At 58.6% G+C, this 15672-nt stretch carries 14 protein-coding genes; 8 read left to right on the forward strand and 6 right to left on the reverse strand.

The window, feature by feature from the left end; all coding sequences use genetic code 11:
* Positions 1–19 precede the first annotated feature (19 nt).
* The 4 genes from NTD87_RS18155 (at position 20) to NTD87_RS18170 (ending at position 4319) form a co-directional block, all read left to right on the forward strand.
* On the forward strand, positions 20–1717 hold the full coding sequence (locus NTD87_RS18155; RefSeq protein ID WP_262115446.1) for an acid phosphatase: 1698 nt from the start codon (positions 20–22) through the stop codon (positions 1715–1717).
* A 222-nt stretch (positions 1718–1939) separates the two neighbouring features.
* Positions 1940–2260 carry a hypothetical protein gene (locus NTD87_RS18160; protein ID WP_262115447.1) on the forward strand — a complete coding sequence of 107 codons (321 nt, stop codon included), beginning with the start codon at positions 1940–1942 and terminating at the stop codon, positions 2258–2260.
* Between the two features lie 185 nt (positions 2261–2445).
* Positions 2446–3612, forward strand: a complete 1167-nt coding sequence (locus tag NTD87_RS18165; RefSeq protein WP_262115449.1) for a hypothetical protein — start codon at positions 2446–2448, stop codon at positions 3610–3612.
* A gap of 182 nt (positions 3613–3794) precedes the next feature.
* Complete coding sequence (locus tag NTD87_RS18170; protein ID WP_262115451.1) at positions 3795–4319, forward strand: lysine methyltransferase; 525 nt, start codon at positions 3795–3797, stop codon at positions 4317–4319.
* Positions 4320–4337: 18 nt separating this feature from the next.
* On the opposite strand, the gene can is transcribed toward NTD87_RS18170, so the two are convergent.
* A complete protein-coding gene (can, locus tag NTD87_RS18175) occupies positions 4338–4982 on the reverse strand; it encodes a carbonate dehydratase (RefSeq protein WP_262115452.1) in 645 nt (214 codons plus the stop codon).
* 152 nt (positions 4983–5134) lie between these two features.
* On the opposite strand from can, the gene NTD87_RS18180 reads away from it, so the two are divergent.
* On the forward strand, positions 5135–5539 hold the full coding sequence (locus NTD87_RS18180; RefSeq protein WP_262115453.1) for a serine kinase/phosphatase: 405 nt from the start codon (positions 5135–5137) through the stop codon (positions 5537–5539).
* A 126-nt stretch (positions 5540–5665) separates the two neighbouring features.
* Here NTD87_RS18180 and rimI read toward each other — a convergent pair whose 3' ends face one another.
* Positions 5666–6118: a ribosomal protein S18-alanine N-acetyltransferase gene (rimI, locus tag NTD87_RS18185; protein WP_262115454.1), complete on the reverse strand. Its 453-nt coding sequence runs from the start codon at positions 6116–6118 to the stop codon at positions 5666–5668.
* Positions 6111–6899, reverse strand: a complete 789-nt coding sequence (locus NTD87_RS18190) for an energy transducer TonB (RefSeq protein WP_262115455.1) — start codon at positions 6897–6899, stop codon at positions 6111–6113. Before NTD87_RS18190 ends, rimI begins: the two co-directional genes overlap by 8 nt.
* A 178-nt stretch (positions 6900–7077) precedes the next feature.
* Between NTD87_RS18190 and mksB the strand changes: the two genes are divergently transcribed.
* From mksB to mksF, 3 genes are read left to right on the forward strand one after another with little or no spacing between them, the layout of a single operon-like run.
* On the forward strand, positions 7078–8355 hold the full coding sequence (gene mksB, locus NTD87_RS18195) for an Mks condensin complex protein MksB (RefSeq protein WP_262115456.1): 1278 nt from the start codon (positions 7078–7080) through the stop codon (positions 8353–8355).
* Positions 8345–9046 (forward strand): Mks condensin complex protein MksE, encoded by a 702-nt coding sequence (gene mksE / locus NTD87_RS18200; protein WP_262115458.1) that lies wholly within the window; start codon positions 8345–8347, stop codon positions 9044–9046. The genes mksB and mksE overlap by 11 nt, the downstream gene beginning before the upstream one ends.
* Positions 9043–11883, forward strand: coding sequence for an Mks condensin complex protein MksF (mksF, locus tag NTD87_RS18205; protein WP_262115459.1), 2841 nt, complete (start codon positions 9043–9045; stop codon positions 11881–11883). Before mksE ends, mksF begins: the two co-directional genes overlap by 4 nt.
* A gap of 75 nt (positions 11884–11958) precedes the next feature.
* On the opposite strand, the gene NTD87_RS18210 is transcribed toward mksF, so the two are convergent.
* From NTD87_RS18210 to NTD87_RS18220, 3 genes are read right to left on the reverse strand one after another with little or no spacing between them, the layout of a single operon-like run.
* Positions 11959–14262 carry a PqiB family protein gene (locus NTD87_RS18210; protein ID WP_262115460.1) on the reverse strand — a complete coding sequence of 768 codons (2304 nt, stop codon included), beginning with the start codon at positions 14260–14262 and terminating at the stop codon, positions 11959–11961.
* Positions 14255–14878 carry a paraquat-inducible protein A gene (locus NTD87_RS18215; protein ID WP_262115461.1) on the reverse strand — a complete coding sequence of 208 codons (624 nt, stop codon included), beginning with the start codon at positions 14876–14878 and terminating at the stop codon, positions 14255–14257. Before NTD87_RS18215 ends, NTD87_RS18210 begins: the two co-directional genes overlap by 8 nt.
* A complete protein-coding gene (locus NTD87_RS18220) occupies positions 14865–15524 on the reverse strand; it encodes a paraquat-inducible protein A (RefSeq protein WP_262115462.1) in 660 nt (219 codons plus the stop codon). Before NTD87_RS18220 ends, NTD87_RS18215 begins: the two co-directional genes overlap by 14 nt.
* Positions 15525–15672: the final 148 nt, after the last annotated feature.

Here is a 15672-nt window from a genome sequence, read left to right on the forward strand (position 1 = left end):
TAATCACCCAGGATTCAGGATGAACGACGACAAAGAAGGCAACGGCGCACCACCTTCCACCGATAACCCCACCGACACCAGCCGTCGGCGTTTTCTGGGTGGCGTTGCAGTCCTGGGGGTCGGCGCGACGCTGAGCGCGTGCGGCAACAATGGCGACACGCCGGGCAAGCCGGATGAGCGTCCGCTGTCGCCTGCCGAGCTGGACAAGGCGTTGCACGATCAGGTGAAAACCGTGGTGGTGATCTATGCCGAGAACCGCAGTTTCAATAACCTGTTCGGCGATTTCCCGGGCCTTGAAAAGCCGTTGTCAGCGCTCAAGCCTGAGGATTATCAGCAGCGCGACCGTGACGGCAGTCTGCTGGAAACCTTGCCGCCGGCCTGGGGTGGCGTGTTGCAGATCGGTCCACAAACCCTCGATGGCGTGACCTATCCGAGCGAAACCCAATTCCAGGAGCACTTGCCCAACGCTCCCTTCGCCCTCAAAGGCCCGAATGGCGAAGACTTGCCGTTTGGCCTGGTGACGCGGGACCTGTGGCATGTGTTCTATCAGAACCAGATGCAGATCAACGGTGGCAAGAATGACCGTTTTGTCGCCTGGGCCGACTCCGGCGGTTTAACCATGGGCCACTACGCCCAAAGTCGTTATTCCCTGCGCCTGTGGGACGTGGCCCGGGAGTTCGTGCTCTGCGATAACTTCTTCCAGGGCGCATTTGGCGGCTCGTTTCTCAACCATCAATACCTGATCAGTGCCGCAGTGCCGTTTTACCCGAATGCCGCCAATTCGGTGGCCAAGGCGCAAATGGCTTCGCTGCAAAGCGATGACCCGCTCGACACGCGCCTCAAACCATTGGAGAAATCCCCGGCCAGCGCCCTGACCGGTCCACCGCAATTCGGTCCAAGCGCCCTGACCCCCGACGGCTACGCAGTCAACACCATGGCCCCGCCCTATTGGCCGACCTGGATCCGTGACCCGGACCGTCAGGAATACTCCAAAGCCGATCTGCCCAACGTGCTGGTGCCGCAAAGCCACGAACACATCGGCGACAAGCTGTCGAAGAAGAACATTGACTGGGCCTGGTACGCCGGCGCCTGGCAGGCGACGCTGGAGCAGTACAAGGATTCGGGGGGCATTCCGAAGATCCCCAACTTCCAGTATCACCATCAGCCATTCAACTACTTCAAGCAACTGGGTCCGGAAAACCCGGCCGAACGCAGCAAACGCCTGCGCGATGGTGGTTTGGGGGACGAATCGAGCACCAACCGGTTCTTTGCCGATGCCGAAGCCGGGAAGTTGCCTGCGGTGAGTTTCTACAAGCCTCAGGGCAACCTGAACATGCACGCCGGTTACGCCGATGTGGCGTCGGGTGATCGGCATATCGTCCGCGCCCTGAAAGTGCTGCGCGAAAGCCCGCAGTGGAAAAACATGGTGGTGGTGGTCACCGTCGACGAAAACGGCGGCTGGTGGGACCACGTTGCACCGCCGCAGGGTGATCGTTGGGGGCCGGGCACGCGGGTGCCGGCGCTGGTGGTGTCGCCGTTTGCCCGCAAAGGCACGGTGGATCACACGGTGTACGATACCGCGTCGATCCTGCGGTTAATCACCCGGGTGTTCCAGCTTGAAACGCTCGACGGGATCAAACAGCGGGACACCGCGATGATCGCCCGAGGCCAGAAGCCGATGGGCGATTTGAGCAATGCGTTGCATTTCTCTGTTTGACGAACGCGCTCGCTCCTTACCTGAGGAGCGAGCGCTCTACGAATCCCACGTCTTTCACATCAAATCCTACTTGCTCCTACAACGTTTTTCTTACCAATAGAGACAGCATGTCCCGACACCAAACAAAGGGACGCCCTACCGCTGACATCTATCTCCCTGGATTAAGCTTCGACCTGTGCATGTCCTGCATGCCATACAGGCAAACCACCCAAGGATGAATAGATGTCTCCTCTATCAAAAACACTGGAAGAAATGCTGGCTGAAATCTACAAAGACGGCAGCGTTTCCTTTTCAGAATACAAAAAACTTCGTGATGACTCCGACCGGCGCCTGGAGGAAGTTATTCGCGAGTTTGGCCAGCACAACAATGTAACCGCCTTTCAAAAAGCAATGGACGTTGCCATGCAACTGCTGCAACTGTCAGTCATCGATGCCAAGAGGGCGAAGCTGACCGATACAGGTGAAGCCATCGTCAAAGATGCTGTGGCTGCACAAGTCGAATACCTTTACGCAGGTAGTAAACTGGCGTTACGTCTCTTGTAATTATCAACATCCTGTTGGCCCGCCCCCTGATCTGGCGGGCTGACAAGCATGTTCATGCTGCTACGTCGGGCGCCAGGCCCCGACGATAAAAAAAACTGCTCCCCCTACTTCCTTGTCTGTCACCCCTGATCCAGTATGGCGTTAACCCCCACTTTTACGGGGCCCACGCTGAAAAGGATCTGAGCATGTTCAAACTCGCAGGATTGAGCCTCACCCTCGCCGCCCTTACCTTGAGTGCCACCGCCCACGCCGATACCGACCTGAAACTGGGCAGTACCGAACGGGTAACGCAGCTGTTTGCCTACCCCAACAACTGTAACGTGATTTGCTATCGCAACTGGACGCTGGAGCAAACGGTCGAGCACTACCTGACCCAAAGCGTTCAACGGGATGGCTACAGCGCGGCAAAAGTCAGGGTAAAAACCGACAACGATCAGCTCTACGCTGATATCAGCGGCGTGCCAAAGGACTACGCAAAACCGCTGACTGCATTGCTCGATGCAGGGGATCTGGCCCACGCCGGCGCCAACAAACTGAATGCCGACGGCAAGTGGGCGTACAGCTGGTACCTGTTCCTGCCCTTGGGCATGGCGCTGGAAAACCGTAAAAGCGTCGAGTTGCTGCACTTCCCACCGGACTATTCACTGACCCAGGCCCAGGATTACCTGGAATCGAAGACCACCGACCGCTGGGCAACGCTGCTGACCGCCAACGGCATCGCCGCCGAACAGACACCGGCCTACCAGACCATCATCGATATCGCGCCAATTGCCGCTCCATCCACCGCCGGCAAGGACCTTGAAGGCGTCTACGGCTACTTCAAGGACTACCAGACCACCCTGGTCAAGCAATTCAGCCAGACCGCCAGCGGCGTGACCTTGCCAATGGTTGCGTTCGGTGCACCGGTGCGTAACTGGGTCAAGGAGCAGTACGGGCAGACCGTGGCCGTGTTGGGCCTGGCACAAATCATCCCAACCCCGGGCGTGAAGGTGCCGGTGCTGGGCTCTAACCACCCCAGTTACATTTGGTATGCGGCCGACCCGGCGAGCTATGACGGCGATCAGGCCAAGGCCGACGCAGTGGGTTTGAAGGTGATGGGCCAGGACTTGAGTGCGGCTTGCTGGCAAGCGGGAATGGGCAGCAAACCGTCCAGTGACCCGAGTACACAACTCAATACCTGCACGCAAACCTGGCAAGTGACCCAGAAAGAGAAAACCTGCGAGCTGTTCTACACCTCGATCCGCAACCTGACGCCCGAGCAAGCGGCGGCCAAATGCTCGACCGCGGACATCAAACCTCAACTGGACCAGCTAAAGGTGCCTGCACCCGCGCTGGCTGCAACTCACTTGTAATCCTGCGTGCAAGCCTGCTGCGTAAGCATTCGCTGACGCAGCAGGCAGCCGCTGTCTCCTGTCAGATCTGACAGTAGACCGTCTGTTGCATTTGCGAGACTCTTCAAGCGTACCCATGTGCTGCAGGGCTGACAGGATCGCCAGCCTACGGAGGTCGCAGCACCTATCAGACAAGGATCGTTATGAAACCCCAGGCTCAGGACAAGGCGCGTCCACTGCCCCACGAGTGCATTTACCCGTACGAAGGGCTCAGCACTCGCCAGGGCTATCCTTCCAGAACGGACTTCACGGTTATCCAGACTAACGACGGGCGCGGTGCGGCAATCACGGCACTGCGCGATTACCTGCGTATCAGCCGAATCTGCCGGGTATCCGGGCTACTGACTCACACCCGCCAACTGCATACCCTGCAATTGATACCGGGGATCCACGTCTACGACCCGTTTTTTTCGGGGCTACTGCTGCACTCCTGCGACCCGAATGTCTTTCTCGACATGAGTGAGATGTGGTTATGGGCGTTGAAAGACATCACCCCCGGCAGCGTGCTGTGCATGGACTACGCCAGCACCGAAGACAAACTGATGCACCAGTTCGCCTGTCAGTGCGGTTCGCCCGGCTGCCGTGGCTGGATCACCGGCTACGATGATCCGCCAAACGCCGAGGGCCAGAAGTTCTTGCAATACTGGCATCGACATAGCCCCTGCTGAACAGAGGCTCGCCACTGCTTACAAGGCACCGACCGGGCGCAAACGGTATTGCGGAGGCAGTTGCTCGAAACCGCTGATGGTCGCGTTCAGGCTTTTCCAGCGACCGTCCTTGATGCCATAGATGCAGCCGTGGATCGACAGGCTCTGCCCGCGGTGCCAGGCATTTTGCACAATGCTGGTATGACCGACGTTGGCCACTTGCTGGATCACGTTGAGTTCGCAGAGGCGGTCGACCCGCTCTTCTTCAGTGGGTAGTTGGCCAAGCGCTTCGCGGTGTTCGTAATAAAGATCGCGAATCGAGCGCAACCAGCCGTCGATCAGGCCCAACTGACGGTCCTGCATCGAGGCGCGCACGCCGCCGCAACCGTAGTGGCCGGTGACCAGGATGTGTTTGACCTTGAGCACATCCACCGCATACTGAATCACCGACAGGCAATTGAGATCGGTGTGCAGCACCACGTTGGCAACGTTACGGTGCACGAACAAATCGCCGGGCAGCATGCCCACGATTTCGTTGGCCGGCACGCGCGCGTCGGAGCAGCCGATCCACAGGTATTCCGGAGCTTGCTGACGCGCCAGCTTGGCGAAGAAGTCAGGATCTTCCTGCTTGATCGCATCGGCCCAACGCTCGTTGTTATCAATCAGATCTTGTAATTCGTTCATGCTCTGAAGCCTCAAGAATGATGCCCTGCTTTGACAGACAACCGTCCATCGGGGTCACGCGGGTGTTGCAGATAGTCGAACGTCAAATACCTTGGAATCTTCAAGGGTAGCGCTTGTCCACCCTATAGGGTTCCACATTATGAGGATTTTCCATGACTGATTCACGACGTCCCTACGGCTCGGTACAACCCGAGCCCATCGACGACAACGAAGATCGCATGGGCTCGATGCGCGAACTGGATTTCGATGAAGAAGAACCCGGCGAGACAATCGGCGGCCTGATCCCCGAGCATGAGCGTGATCAACAGACGCCCAGGAAACACATCCGTGAAGCGGGTATGCCCGAGAACTCCACGGATGATGACGAATCCACCGACGACGACATGAGCCCGGGAAACCTGATCCGTGAAGATGGCGCCCGTGACGCCCATGAAGCCGGAGAAGGTGAACAGGCTGATTGGGACTTGAGCATTGTCGATGAGGACGAGATCGGCGGCGGCAACGGGCTGGATGAGGCTGAGTTGGCGGAGCGCGATCCGATTGATGGCAATCGGTAATCCTTTAGCGCCTCATAGGACGCCATCGCGAGCAGGCTCGCTCCCACTGGGTTTATGTCAGTCACAGATTTTGTGTACTAAACAGTTCCACTGTGGGAGCGAGCCTGCTCGCGATGCTTTTAAGGCTCAATCCACCAGCGTGCAGGCCATGACAACTGCATCTTCACGCCCGCCCACCGCCGGGTAGTAATCGCGACGGCGACCGACTTCGTTGAAACCATAACGCTCATACAGGCGAAACGCCGCGCGGTTGCTATCGCGTACTTCCAGGAAGCACTCACGGGCTTTGGCTGCGTAGGCACGGGACATCAGATGCTCAAGCAGCATCAGGCCAAGGCCGCGCCCCTGATTTTCCGGTTTGACCGTGATGTTCAGCAGATGCGCCTCATCGAGGATGATCTGCACCACGCCGTGGCCAACCTGCTGCTGACCTTCGAACATCAACCAGATCTGGTACTTGCCCAGACCATCAAGAAAAATTCCACGGGTCCAGGGATGGCTGAACGCCGCGTATTCAATTTTCAGTACAGCGTCCAAATCTGCTTCGGTCATCGGGCGAAACGATACAGCGTCACTCATTTGATTCTTTCCAGCGCGCCATCAGCCGACGCATGGCTTGCCAGACATCAGCCTTACGCTGTGGCTCTTCCATTAATAATTCCAGGCCAGGCAGCGCCCAGACCGATCCCAGGCCTTCTACCTGAAGTTCGCGGTTATAGGATTCAGCGTCCGCCTCACCGGCAAAACGCACCGCCGGCAGGCCGATCAACCACAGGCATACGCAGGGTGCATCTTCCAGGCGAGCCGAAAGGAAACCCTGAACGAAATCGCGAGCGGCCTCTGGGCCTTGATCCATGGTTCCACGCGTCAGCAGCGGCCAACGGACCGGTTCGCCAACAATTTGCGGGCTGTCCGGCAGACCGGCGGCGCGCAGCATGTCCTTGAGCAGCAAGTAGGCTGGATCACGCGTCTGGAACGCACTGCCTGTGGGTAACTCCACCAGCAGCAGGCAACGGCCGGCACGCAGCAATTGCAGGGCAAAACGCGGTGGCGGCACTGGCGGTGTCTTCGCCACGACCGATGTCTCTTCCGCGTCCTCGACCGGCTTGCTCGCCGGACGCGCGACCGAAGGCGTTGGGCGCGGCACTTCGACCTTGACCCGCTCAGTCGGCCTGGCCACGGGCTCTGCGACAGCTTTCGCGGCTGGAGTCGGCGCCATCATTGGCGTCTCGACCAACGGTTCTGGCGCTTCCAGCAGCTCGGGCCGCGACGGCGCGGCAAAGGGTAACTCGGTGCGCGGCAGCCAGTTGACCACCTGCATGGCGGTCATATAGGCGCGGCGACGGGACTCGATAAGCAAAGGTCGGCCACTTGTGGATAACTAAAGTGCAGGGATTCTACCGCCCTTCGCTCAAGATCACCCGCAGTTGATCGATAGAAAAGCGACTGTCCGTCCCGCCGATCCTGCGAGAGTGATTCCCATCGCGCGTGATGCAGTACAATCGCTGCTTTTAATCGCCAACCAGCCGGCCATTCCAATGATCGAACCCAAGCGCGTCTTGCGCGCCCTCGCCGAACACTGGGCACTTCTGGAGCCTTTGTGCGAGCACTTCGACCAAGGCACCCTGAGCCTCAACGAACTGCGCTCGCAACTGGCCGCCCAGCAACTGGACAGCACGCCACAGGACATCACCAGCCTGCTGGATGTGTGGATCCGCCTCGACATTCTGGTTCCAGTGGCCAAAAGCCCGAACCGTTTTGAACTGAACGCGCAAATCCACGACTTCCTCGCCTATCTGCGCCGTGAGCATCGCTTGGGCCTGTGCCTGGAAATCGAAGCCTACCTGCGCCATCTGGAGCGGCTGGCCGGTTACATTCAGGACGCCTTCGACATCCGTGACGGCAATGATCTGGCGCGCCAACTGCGTTTGCTCGACATGCGCGTGCGCGATGTGCTGAAGAAACTCGCCAACGACGAACAGGCCCTGGTGGCCGTCGCCGAGCGGGCCAAGACCAGTGACCGGCAGATCCCGTTGCGTCAGCGTTATGCCGAAGTGCTGGCGACGTGGGACGAATACGTCGAACCGATGATCCAGTTGGTCAACGCCGATGGTGCCTTCGAGCAAGGCGTGCGCAAGGTTGAAAATGTCCTGCTGCGCATGCTCAGCGAACAACAGCGCCTCGGCCACCTGGTCGACGACGACATGCTGCTGCGCACCCACGCGCGTATTCTCGAAATGCAGACCAGCGCTCAGTTGACCTTGCGTCACGCTCGTGAACTGTTGCTGCCGCTGCGTGAAGAGGCGCGCCGACACAACGCCGTGACCCGTGGTGCGGCGCTGGCCCTGTCGATGATCCGCCGCAAGGGCATCGACGCGGTGCCGCAAGCGGCGATGCCGATGTTCACCCGACCGCAAAGCACCTTCCTGGGCAGTGCCAGTCAGGTCGAAGCCTATGTTTATGCACTGGCGCGTTTCGAGCCAAAACCGGCGCGTTTCCCCAAAGCCCACAAGACTCAGAAAGGCGAAGCCCCACGGGCACCGCGCACCGTCCGGGAAATGCTCGAACGCTGCGAAGACGCCCTGCCGATGCCGGACCTGATGACCTGGCTGCTGGAACAGGAACCAGACGGCGCCACCGACGAGTTGCTGTACTGGTTCTCGCGCCTGTCGCGGGAAAAACGCTTCAAACGCGAGCGTCTGGAACGCCGCGACTATCACACTCACGAGCACCAGGTCAGCCTGCGCTCCTTCGCCCTGCTCTCGGCCGGCACCGACGTCACCGAGAATTCTGCGAGCACTCCACATGCATCTTGATCTATCCGAACTGTCTCAGCTGGCACCGATCTTTCGCGAGCTGTTCAAGGGCTACCACGTCAGCCGTCGCGATCCTGAACTGTATGCGCAGCTGTCGAACTTTCAGGACCAGTACCGCACGCTGTTCAAAGCCCTGGGGTTTGAACTGGTCTGCGACACACGCGGCTTCTACTACTTCGTTCCGGACCTCGCGGCAGCGGCGGTGAACAAGACGGCTCAACGTTTAGCGCTGTTCACCTTCATCCTGGTCGAGCATTTGGCCGACCAGGGCCGCGACCCGATCGCCGTGCTCGATGGCGGCAGCCTCGGTCGCGATGAATTGCCCTCGTTGCTGGAAAAGTACCGCGATCTGTTCATTCAGGCCGAAGTGCAAACCCAGGAAGAGCTGGAAGAAAAAATCATGCGCCGCATGACCCAGCTTGGTTTCGCTGGCGAAGAGAACGGTATCTACCGATTCCTGCCGCCGATGCACCGTTTCCTCGACGTTTGCCTGTCGGTTCAGCAGGACCGTGACCTGGCCGCCAGTCTGCACAGCGTGCTGCCATTGCCGGCGCCGGTGCTGATCGATGACGACAGCGACGAAAAACTGCTGCAAACCGATGACCCGCTGGATTTGAGTGACTTCGCAGAGGACAGCGAAGAAGACGCGCTGGCCCGCGCCATTGCCGAAGAACAGGAGCTCGACGCATGAGCAAGGAACGTTACGGCATTCGCCGCTTTGCCCTTTTGAACACCGCCGGTTACAGCCTCGGGTTGTTCCCGCTGGAAGAGCCGCTGTCGGTCTACGGCGCGAACAACCTCGGTAAATCCGCCTCGATCAACGCCTTGCAGTTCCCGATCCTGGCGCGCATGTCGGACATGAGCTTCGGCAAGTACAGCCTGGAGCAATCGCGGCGTTTCTACTTCGCTTCGGACACCAGCTACATCCTGGTGGAAGTCTCGCTGCCGCACGGTCCTCATGTGATCGGCGTAGTCGGTCGCGGCCCGGGTGGCGGTTTCGGTCACCAGTTCTTTGCCTATGCCGGCAAACTGGACCTGGCCCATTACCAGAAAAACGACACCTGCCTGCGCCAGAAAGAGCTGTTCACCAACCTTGAGCGCGAAGGCCTGAAAGCCTACGAGCTAAAGCCTGATGAACTGCGTCGCTTGCTAGTAGGTGGTCACACTTCGATTCCGCTGGACCTGACGCTGATCCCGCTGCGCTCCACCAGCGAGCAGAGCCTGAAGACCTTCCGCGCACTGTTCATCAACCTGCTGCACATGCGCGAAATCACCGCAGCCAAACTCAAGCAGCTGTTCCTTGATGCCTTCGAGCACAGCCTGCGTTCCGGCAGTGTTGATTACATCGCCGCGTGCGAAGAAGCCTTCCGCGACGTGCGCCGCATGGAGCAGGACTACAACTCGCTGGTCACTGCCGGTCCGTTGGTCGAAGCCCTTGCTGCCGGCGTTACCCAGCGCAACATCCTGCGCGGCAAATTGCACCGCATCTCGCCGCTGCTCGACTCCCTGCTCGGCACCTGGTCGGACTACGCCAGTGCCCGCAAGGAAGAGCTGACGATCCAGGCCGAGCACTACCGCAACGAGCAAGACGCGCTGCAAAACGATCAGCGCGGCGGTACCCAAGAACTGATGCGCCTGGAACGCGAAATCACCGGCATCCAGCGCTGGCTCGGCGAGTTGTCGGTGCTCAAGCATCGCTTCGCCCTGGTCGATGACGTCAAAGTCCTCGAACAGCAATTGCTCGCCGCCAAGGACGCACACGATGAACTGGCCGGTGCGCTGGCGCAGTCCCGTCAGTTCAGCGCCGAAGACCTCGAGGAGCGTCTACGGGACCTGGAAAAACGCCTGAAGTCGGTCAAGCAACAACTCGATCACGCCGACAACAACAGCTACGCCCGCTTGCGTGAAGAGTTCTCGCAACAGGACGTCGAACGCCTGATGCGTCTGTTCAACAGTGCACTGTTCAGCTTGCCGCTGGGCGAGCATGGCATTGCGCTGGATGAGGACGGCCAGTGGGTCAAATCCATGGAGCTGATCCTCGACAGTTTCAAAGGCGAACGTTTCGAAGCGCCGGGCCTGTCCATCGACCTCTCGCACATCGAGCCGCCGGCCCTGCAAGCCTTGGCCGACCGCGCCGCGCTGCGCGATCAGAAAGAGCGTCTGGACAAAGAATTCAAGCAACTGAAAACTCAGGCGGCCGTAGCGGCGGACCGCGCGGCCAGCAAAACCCAGACCGAAGCGCTGTACCAGCAAGTGCTGGATGCACAGAAAGCCCTGGAAGACTTCCGTCGCTCGCAAACCCTGAGCGCCGAAGAGGGCGACAAGCTTGAGCAACTGGCACAGATGGAAGCCGCCCAGGACGAGTTGAAACGCTCCAGCGATGCCTTCACCGAACGCGTCCAGCAACTGTCGGCCAAACTGCAACTGGTCGGCCGGCAGATCGGCGACATGGAAGCCAAGCAACGCACCCTCGACGACGCCCTGCGACGCCGTCAGCTGTTGCCGGCAGACCTGCCGTTCGGTACACCGTTCATGGACCCGATCGACGATTCCATGGACAACCTGCTGCCGTTGCTCAATGACTATCAGGACAGCTGGCAAGGCCTGCTGCGTGTCGACGGGCAGATCGAGGCGCTTTACGCGCAGGTCCGGCTCAAGGGTGTGGCCAAGTTCGACAGCGAAGACGATGTCGAGCGTCGCCTGCAATTGCTGATCAATGCTTACGCGCACCGCACCGACGAAGCCCTGACCCTCGGCAAGGCCCGCCGTGCGGCAGTCACCGACATCGCCCGGACCCTGCGCAACATCCGCAGTGACTATGACAGCCTCGAACACCAACTGGCGCTGTTCAACCGCGAGATCAACAAGCGTCAGGTCTCCAACCTGCAAAGCTTCCGCATCGTGCTGGCGCCGAACAAGGAAGCCCTCAAGCATATCGACCAGATCATCCACAGTGCCGGTCAGTATGAAGAAGGCGAAACCCTGTCGGTGTTCGACCTGAGCCAAAGCGCCGATCAGGACAACAAGAACGAAGAAGCCAAGGAATATCTGGCACGTCTGGTGGCGGCGAACCACAATCAGCTCGGCCTGAAAGATCTGTTCGAGCTGGCGTTCGAAATCACCAAGGTCAACGGATCGCCGGTGATTCACACCGACATCGATGGCGCGGCGTCCAACGGCACCACCATGACCATCAAAGCGCTGACCAACATGTACTTGTTGCTGCACTTGATGGACCGCGACCAGGCCGGTCGCGTACGCCTGCCGTACTACCTCGACGAGGCGGCGGATATCGACGAGAAAAACCAGGCAGCCTTGCTGGAAACCAGCTTGCAGCTGGGCTTTGTGCCGATTCTGGCCAGTGTGAAGCCGCAGGTCTGCGCCAGTGTCGCTATCGACCTGGAAGGTGGTAGCGGGCCGCATGGTATCTACATCGACGAGGCGGACTGGAAGTACATTCGTCGGCATGATGAGGTGAAAGCGGCGGTCAAGGTTGAGTCGACCGAGCCGGAGCTGGACGAGGTTTAAACCTCTCGCCAGAGTCGTAACGAAAAAGGCCGCGATCCAATGGATCGCGGCCTTTTTTGTGATTGCCGTTCTGGGTTATTTACCGAGGGAAATCTTCGGTGCCCAGACCAGCCACTCGTCCTCGAACTTGTCGAACAGCGGGAAGGTCTGTTCAGCACGCGCAGGACTGCCCATGCGATCACCTTCCGGCGTGGCGAAGGCAATACCGCCCTGAATCAACGTTTCCAGTGATTCCGTGCGCACGGTCACGCCCTTGAACAAACCGAAGTCCGCGCCAAAACCGCTGGTGTTCCAGAATCGGCTGCCACTGCGCACCAAGGGCGCATATTTCGGCTCGATCAGGATATGAATCAGTACCCGATCGGCCGTCTGCCCCAGTTCATAACCAGTGACCTTGCCCACCGTTACTTCGCGGTAAGTCACCGGCACCCCTGTCTTCAACGAACCACGGCGAGCAGCGCTCAACACCAGACTCAGACCGGCTTCTTGCGTCGTCGCCTCGGGAGGCTTGGGCAACGCGACAAAGCTTTTTTGCGGCCCGAGGTTTTTCGCGGCGGGCTGAACTTCGATGTATTGCCCGGTGACCAGGGTTTCCAGGTTGGACGTTTTGATCAGGCCCAGCTCCGGCTTGACCACCCAGAACTGGCTGCCCACCCGGGCAATGCGCTCCGGCACTTCGGTGATCCGTGCGGTGAGCAGCACGGATTGCAGGTCATCACTGAGGTCGACGTCTTCTACCTTGCCGACGTCCAGACCTTTGAAGCGAATCGGCGTGCCGTTGCGCAAGCCGTCGGCACGATCGATCTTGATCGTGACCACGGCGCCCTTCTGCGTCGCTTCGTCATGGCTGGTGAACAGGCGGAAACGTGGAATGCGCTTCTGCAACGGTGCCTTGGCTTCCGGTGTTTCGAACGCAATACCGCCGGCCATCAGGCTTTGCAGAGATTCGCTTTTGACCTGAATCCCGCCCGTGAGGCCACCGGTCAGGGTAATCCCGCTGGCATTCCAGAATCGCGTCGAGGCGTTGACCAGTCCTTCGTATTCTTTCTCGATGTGCACACCGATGACCAACTGCTTTTTGGTGCGCGAGAACTGATAGCTCTGCACCGAACCTACCTTGACCTGCTTGTAGAGAATCGGGCTGCCGACTTCCAGCGAACCGAGATTTTCAGTGAATAGCACCAGGTGCAGACCTGGAGAACGCAAATCCAGAGGCGGGGCTTTGGCCCGAGCTTCGAATTCGCGTTGCGGCGCCCCGCCCTTGTCGCCAGGACGCACGGCGATGTAATTACCTTTGACCAAGGCTTCGAGTCCGGTGATCCCCGCCAGCGAAATCGACGGTTTGACCACCCAGAACTGAGTCCCGGTGACCAGATAATCCTCGGCAAGCGGATCAAGGGTCAGCTCGGCCGTAGCGCTGGACAGGTCCGGATCGACCTTGAGCGCTTTCAGGTTACCGACCTGAATGCCTTTGTACATCACCGGCGTGCGGCCGGCTTGCAGGCCTTCGAAGTCACTGAGTTTCACTTTGACGCGAATACCGGCCTGAGCAGCGTCGAAGTCTTCATAGAGACGAAACGGCAAACTCGGGTCGGTGGGTGGGCTATCTTTGCGGTTGTCTGGTGTGGCGAAGGCGATACCGCCCGCGACGATACTGGCCAGCGACTCACTGCGCACTTTCACGCCAGACAGGTTGGCATCGATGCTGATCCCGCTGGCATTCCAGAAACGCGTATGTTTGCGCACCAGGTTGGCGTAAGTGGGTTCGATGAAGACTTTGATCTCGACGGTGTTCTGGTCTTCGGACAGCTGGTAACTTTTCACCTGACCGACCTGGATCTGCTTATAGAACACCGGACTGCCACGATTCAGAGAGCCCAGGCGATCGGCCTTGATGGTCAGGTGCAGGCCTGGTTTGAAATCAGACAGCGGCGGCTCTTTTACCAAGGCCGTGAACGTGCGGCTTGGATCGCCTTCACCCGGGCTGATCGCCACGTAGTTACCCGAGACCAGTGTTTCCAGGCCAGTAATCCCGGCCAGCGTAACACTCGGCTTGACCAGCCAGAAACGCGTACTGGTCTTCAGGTACCTGTCGACGTCCTTGTTCATTTCAATGGTGGCGATAACCCCACGGGTTTTGCCGTCATCATCCAGAGTCAGTTTTTTTACCTTACCGACCGACATGCCTTTGTAGACCACTTCGGTTTTGTTGGCCTGAATGCCTTCGCCGCTTTCAAAGCGAACCTGAACCTCAATGCCGGTCTCATTGTAGGCGCGCCAGCCCAACCATCCGCCAATTATCAACGCAATCAGGGGCAGCACCCAGATGGCCGACCAGTTCGAAGCCGGTCGAGTTTTTGCTTTAGGCAAATCAGTCATGGTCGTCGTCCGACTCCGTGTTATCCCAAATCAGTCGGGGATCGAAAGTTACTGCAGCAAGCATTGTCAAAATCACCACACTGGCGAAGGCCACCGCACCGAGATTCGCTTCGATACTGGCAAGCCGACCGAAGTTCACCACCGCCACCAAAATCGCGATAACGAAAATATCCAGCATTGACCATCGGCCAATGAACTCGATAAACCGATACATCACGATGCGTTGCCTTGCGGATAAAGGTTGGCGGCGCTGCACCGAAAACAACAGCAAAGCGATACCCACCAGTTTGAAAGTCGGCACCAGAATACTGGCGACAAACACCACGGCAGCAATCGGAAACATTCCGTGCTGAACCAGGGTAATCACGCCGGAGATGATGGTATCGCCTTCACCCTGTCCTAATGTGCTGACGGTCATGATCGGCAACACATTGGCGGGTATATAGAGAATCGCCGCGGTAATCAGCAACGCCCAGGTGCGCATCAGGCTATTGGGGCGACGCGCATGAACCAGTGCACCGCATCGGGTACATGTCTGCTCGTCGGTGTCCGATTCTTGCTTGTTCAGCTCGTGGCATTCAGTACAAATCAGAATGCCTGCATCAATCGCCCGCATGAGCATCCTCTCCTGACAGCGCCTGCCAGATCTGATGAGGTGACATCACTACCTCAAGCCAAACCTGGACCAACAGCAAACTGATAAAGCACACCAAGCCCAAGCCAACTGTTATCGACGCAAGGTCAGCCAGTTTGACGATGGCCACCAGCACGCCCATCAAATAGACCTCGAGCATTCCCCAATCGCGTAGATGGTGATAAACGCGATAGAGCAGCAAGCCATAGCTGCGCCCAATATCAAAACGAACGCTCAGCAATACCAACAACTGACAGAGCAACTTGAGCAGCGGGATCCCCATGCTGCACAGGAACACCACCACTGCCACGCCTTGCATTCCGGTATCGAACAGGCCAACGACGCCACTCCAGACAGTGTCGTGCGACGACTGTCCGAGTAGATGAAGCTGCATGATGGGTAAAAAGTTCGCGGGTACGTACAACAGCAACGCGGCGATCACCAGTGCGAGGCTACGCTCCACGACATTGTGCCGATGGGCATAGAGCTCATAACCACAGCGCGGACATACAGCTTTCTCGCCATGTGCAAGTTGCGGCTTACGCATCAACAAGTCGCATTCATGACACGCTACCAAGTCGTCCAGCGGTAAATCTGACAGCCCAGGGGTGTCAACCGAATCTGGCATAAAGGGCTCAGGTTCTGAAAATAAGGGCTCTATTTTAGTGTTCTGACCGAAAAATAACTGTGCAATTTTGTTTCAATCCTGAAATGAAACTTTCTCGCAGGCAAAACAAAACCCCTACCTGCATACGCAGATAGGGGTTTCGGAATTC

The organism is Pseudomonas sp. 6D_7.1_Bac1, from assembly GCF_025465945.1.
Classification (GTDB): Bacteria; Pseudomonadota; Gammaproteobacteria; order Pseudomonadales; family Pseudomonadaceae; genus Aquipseudomonas.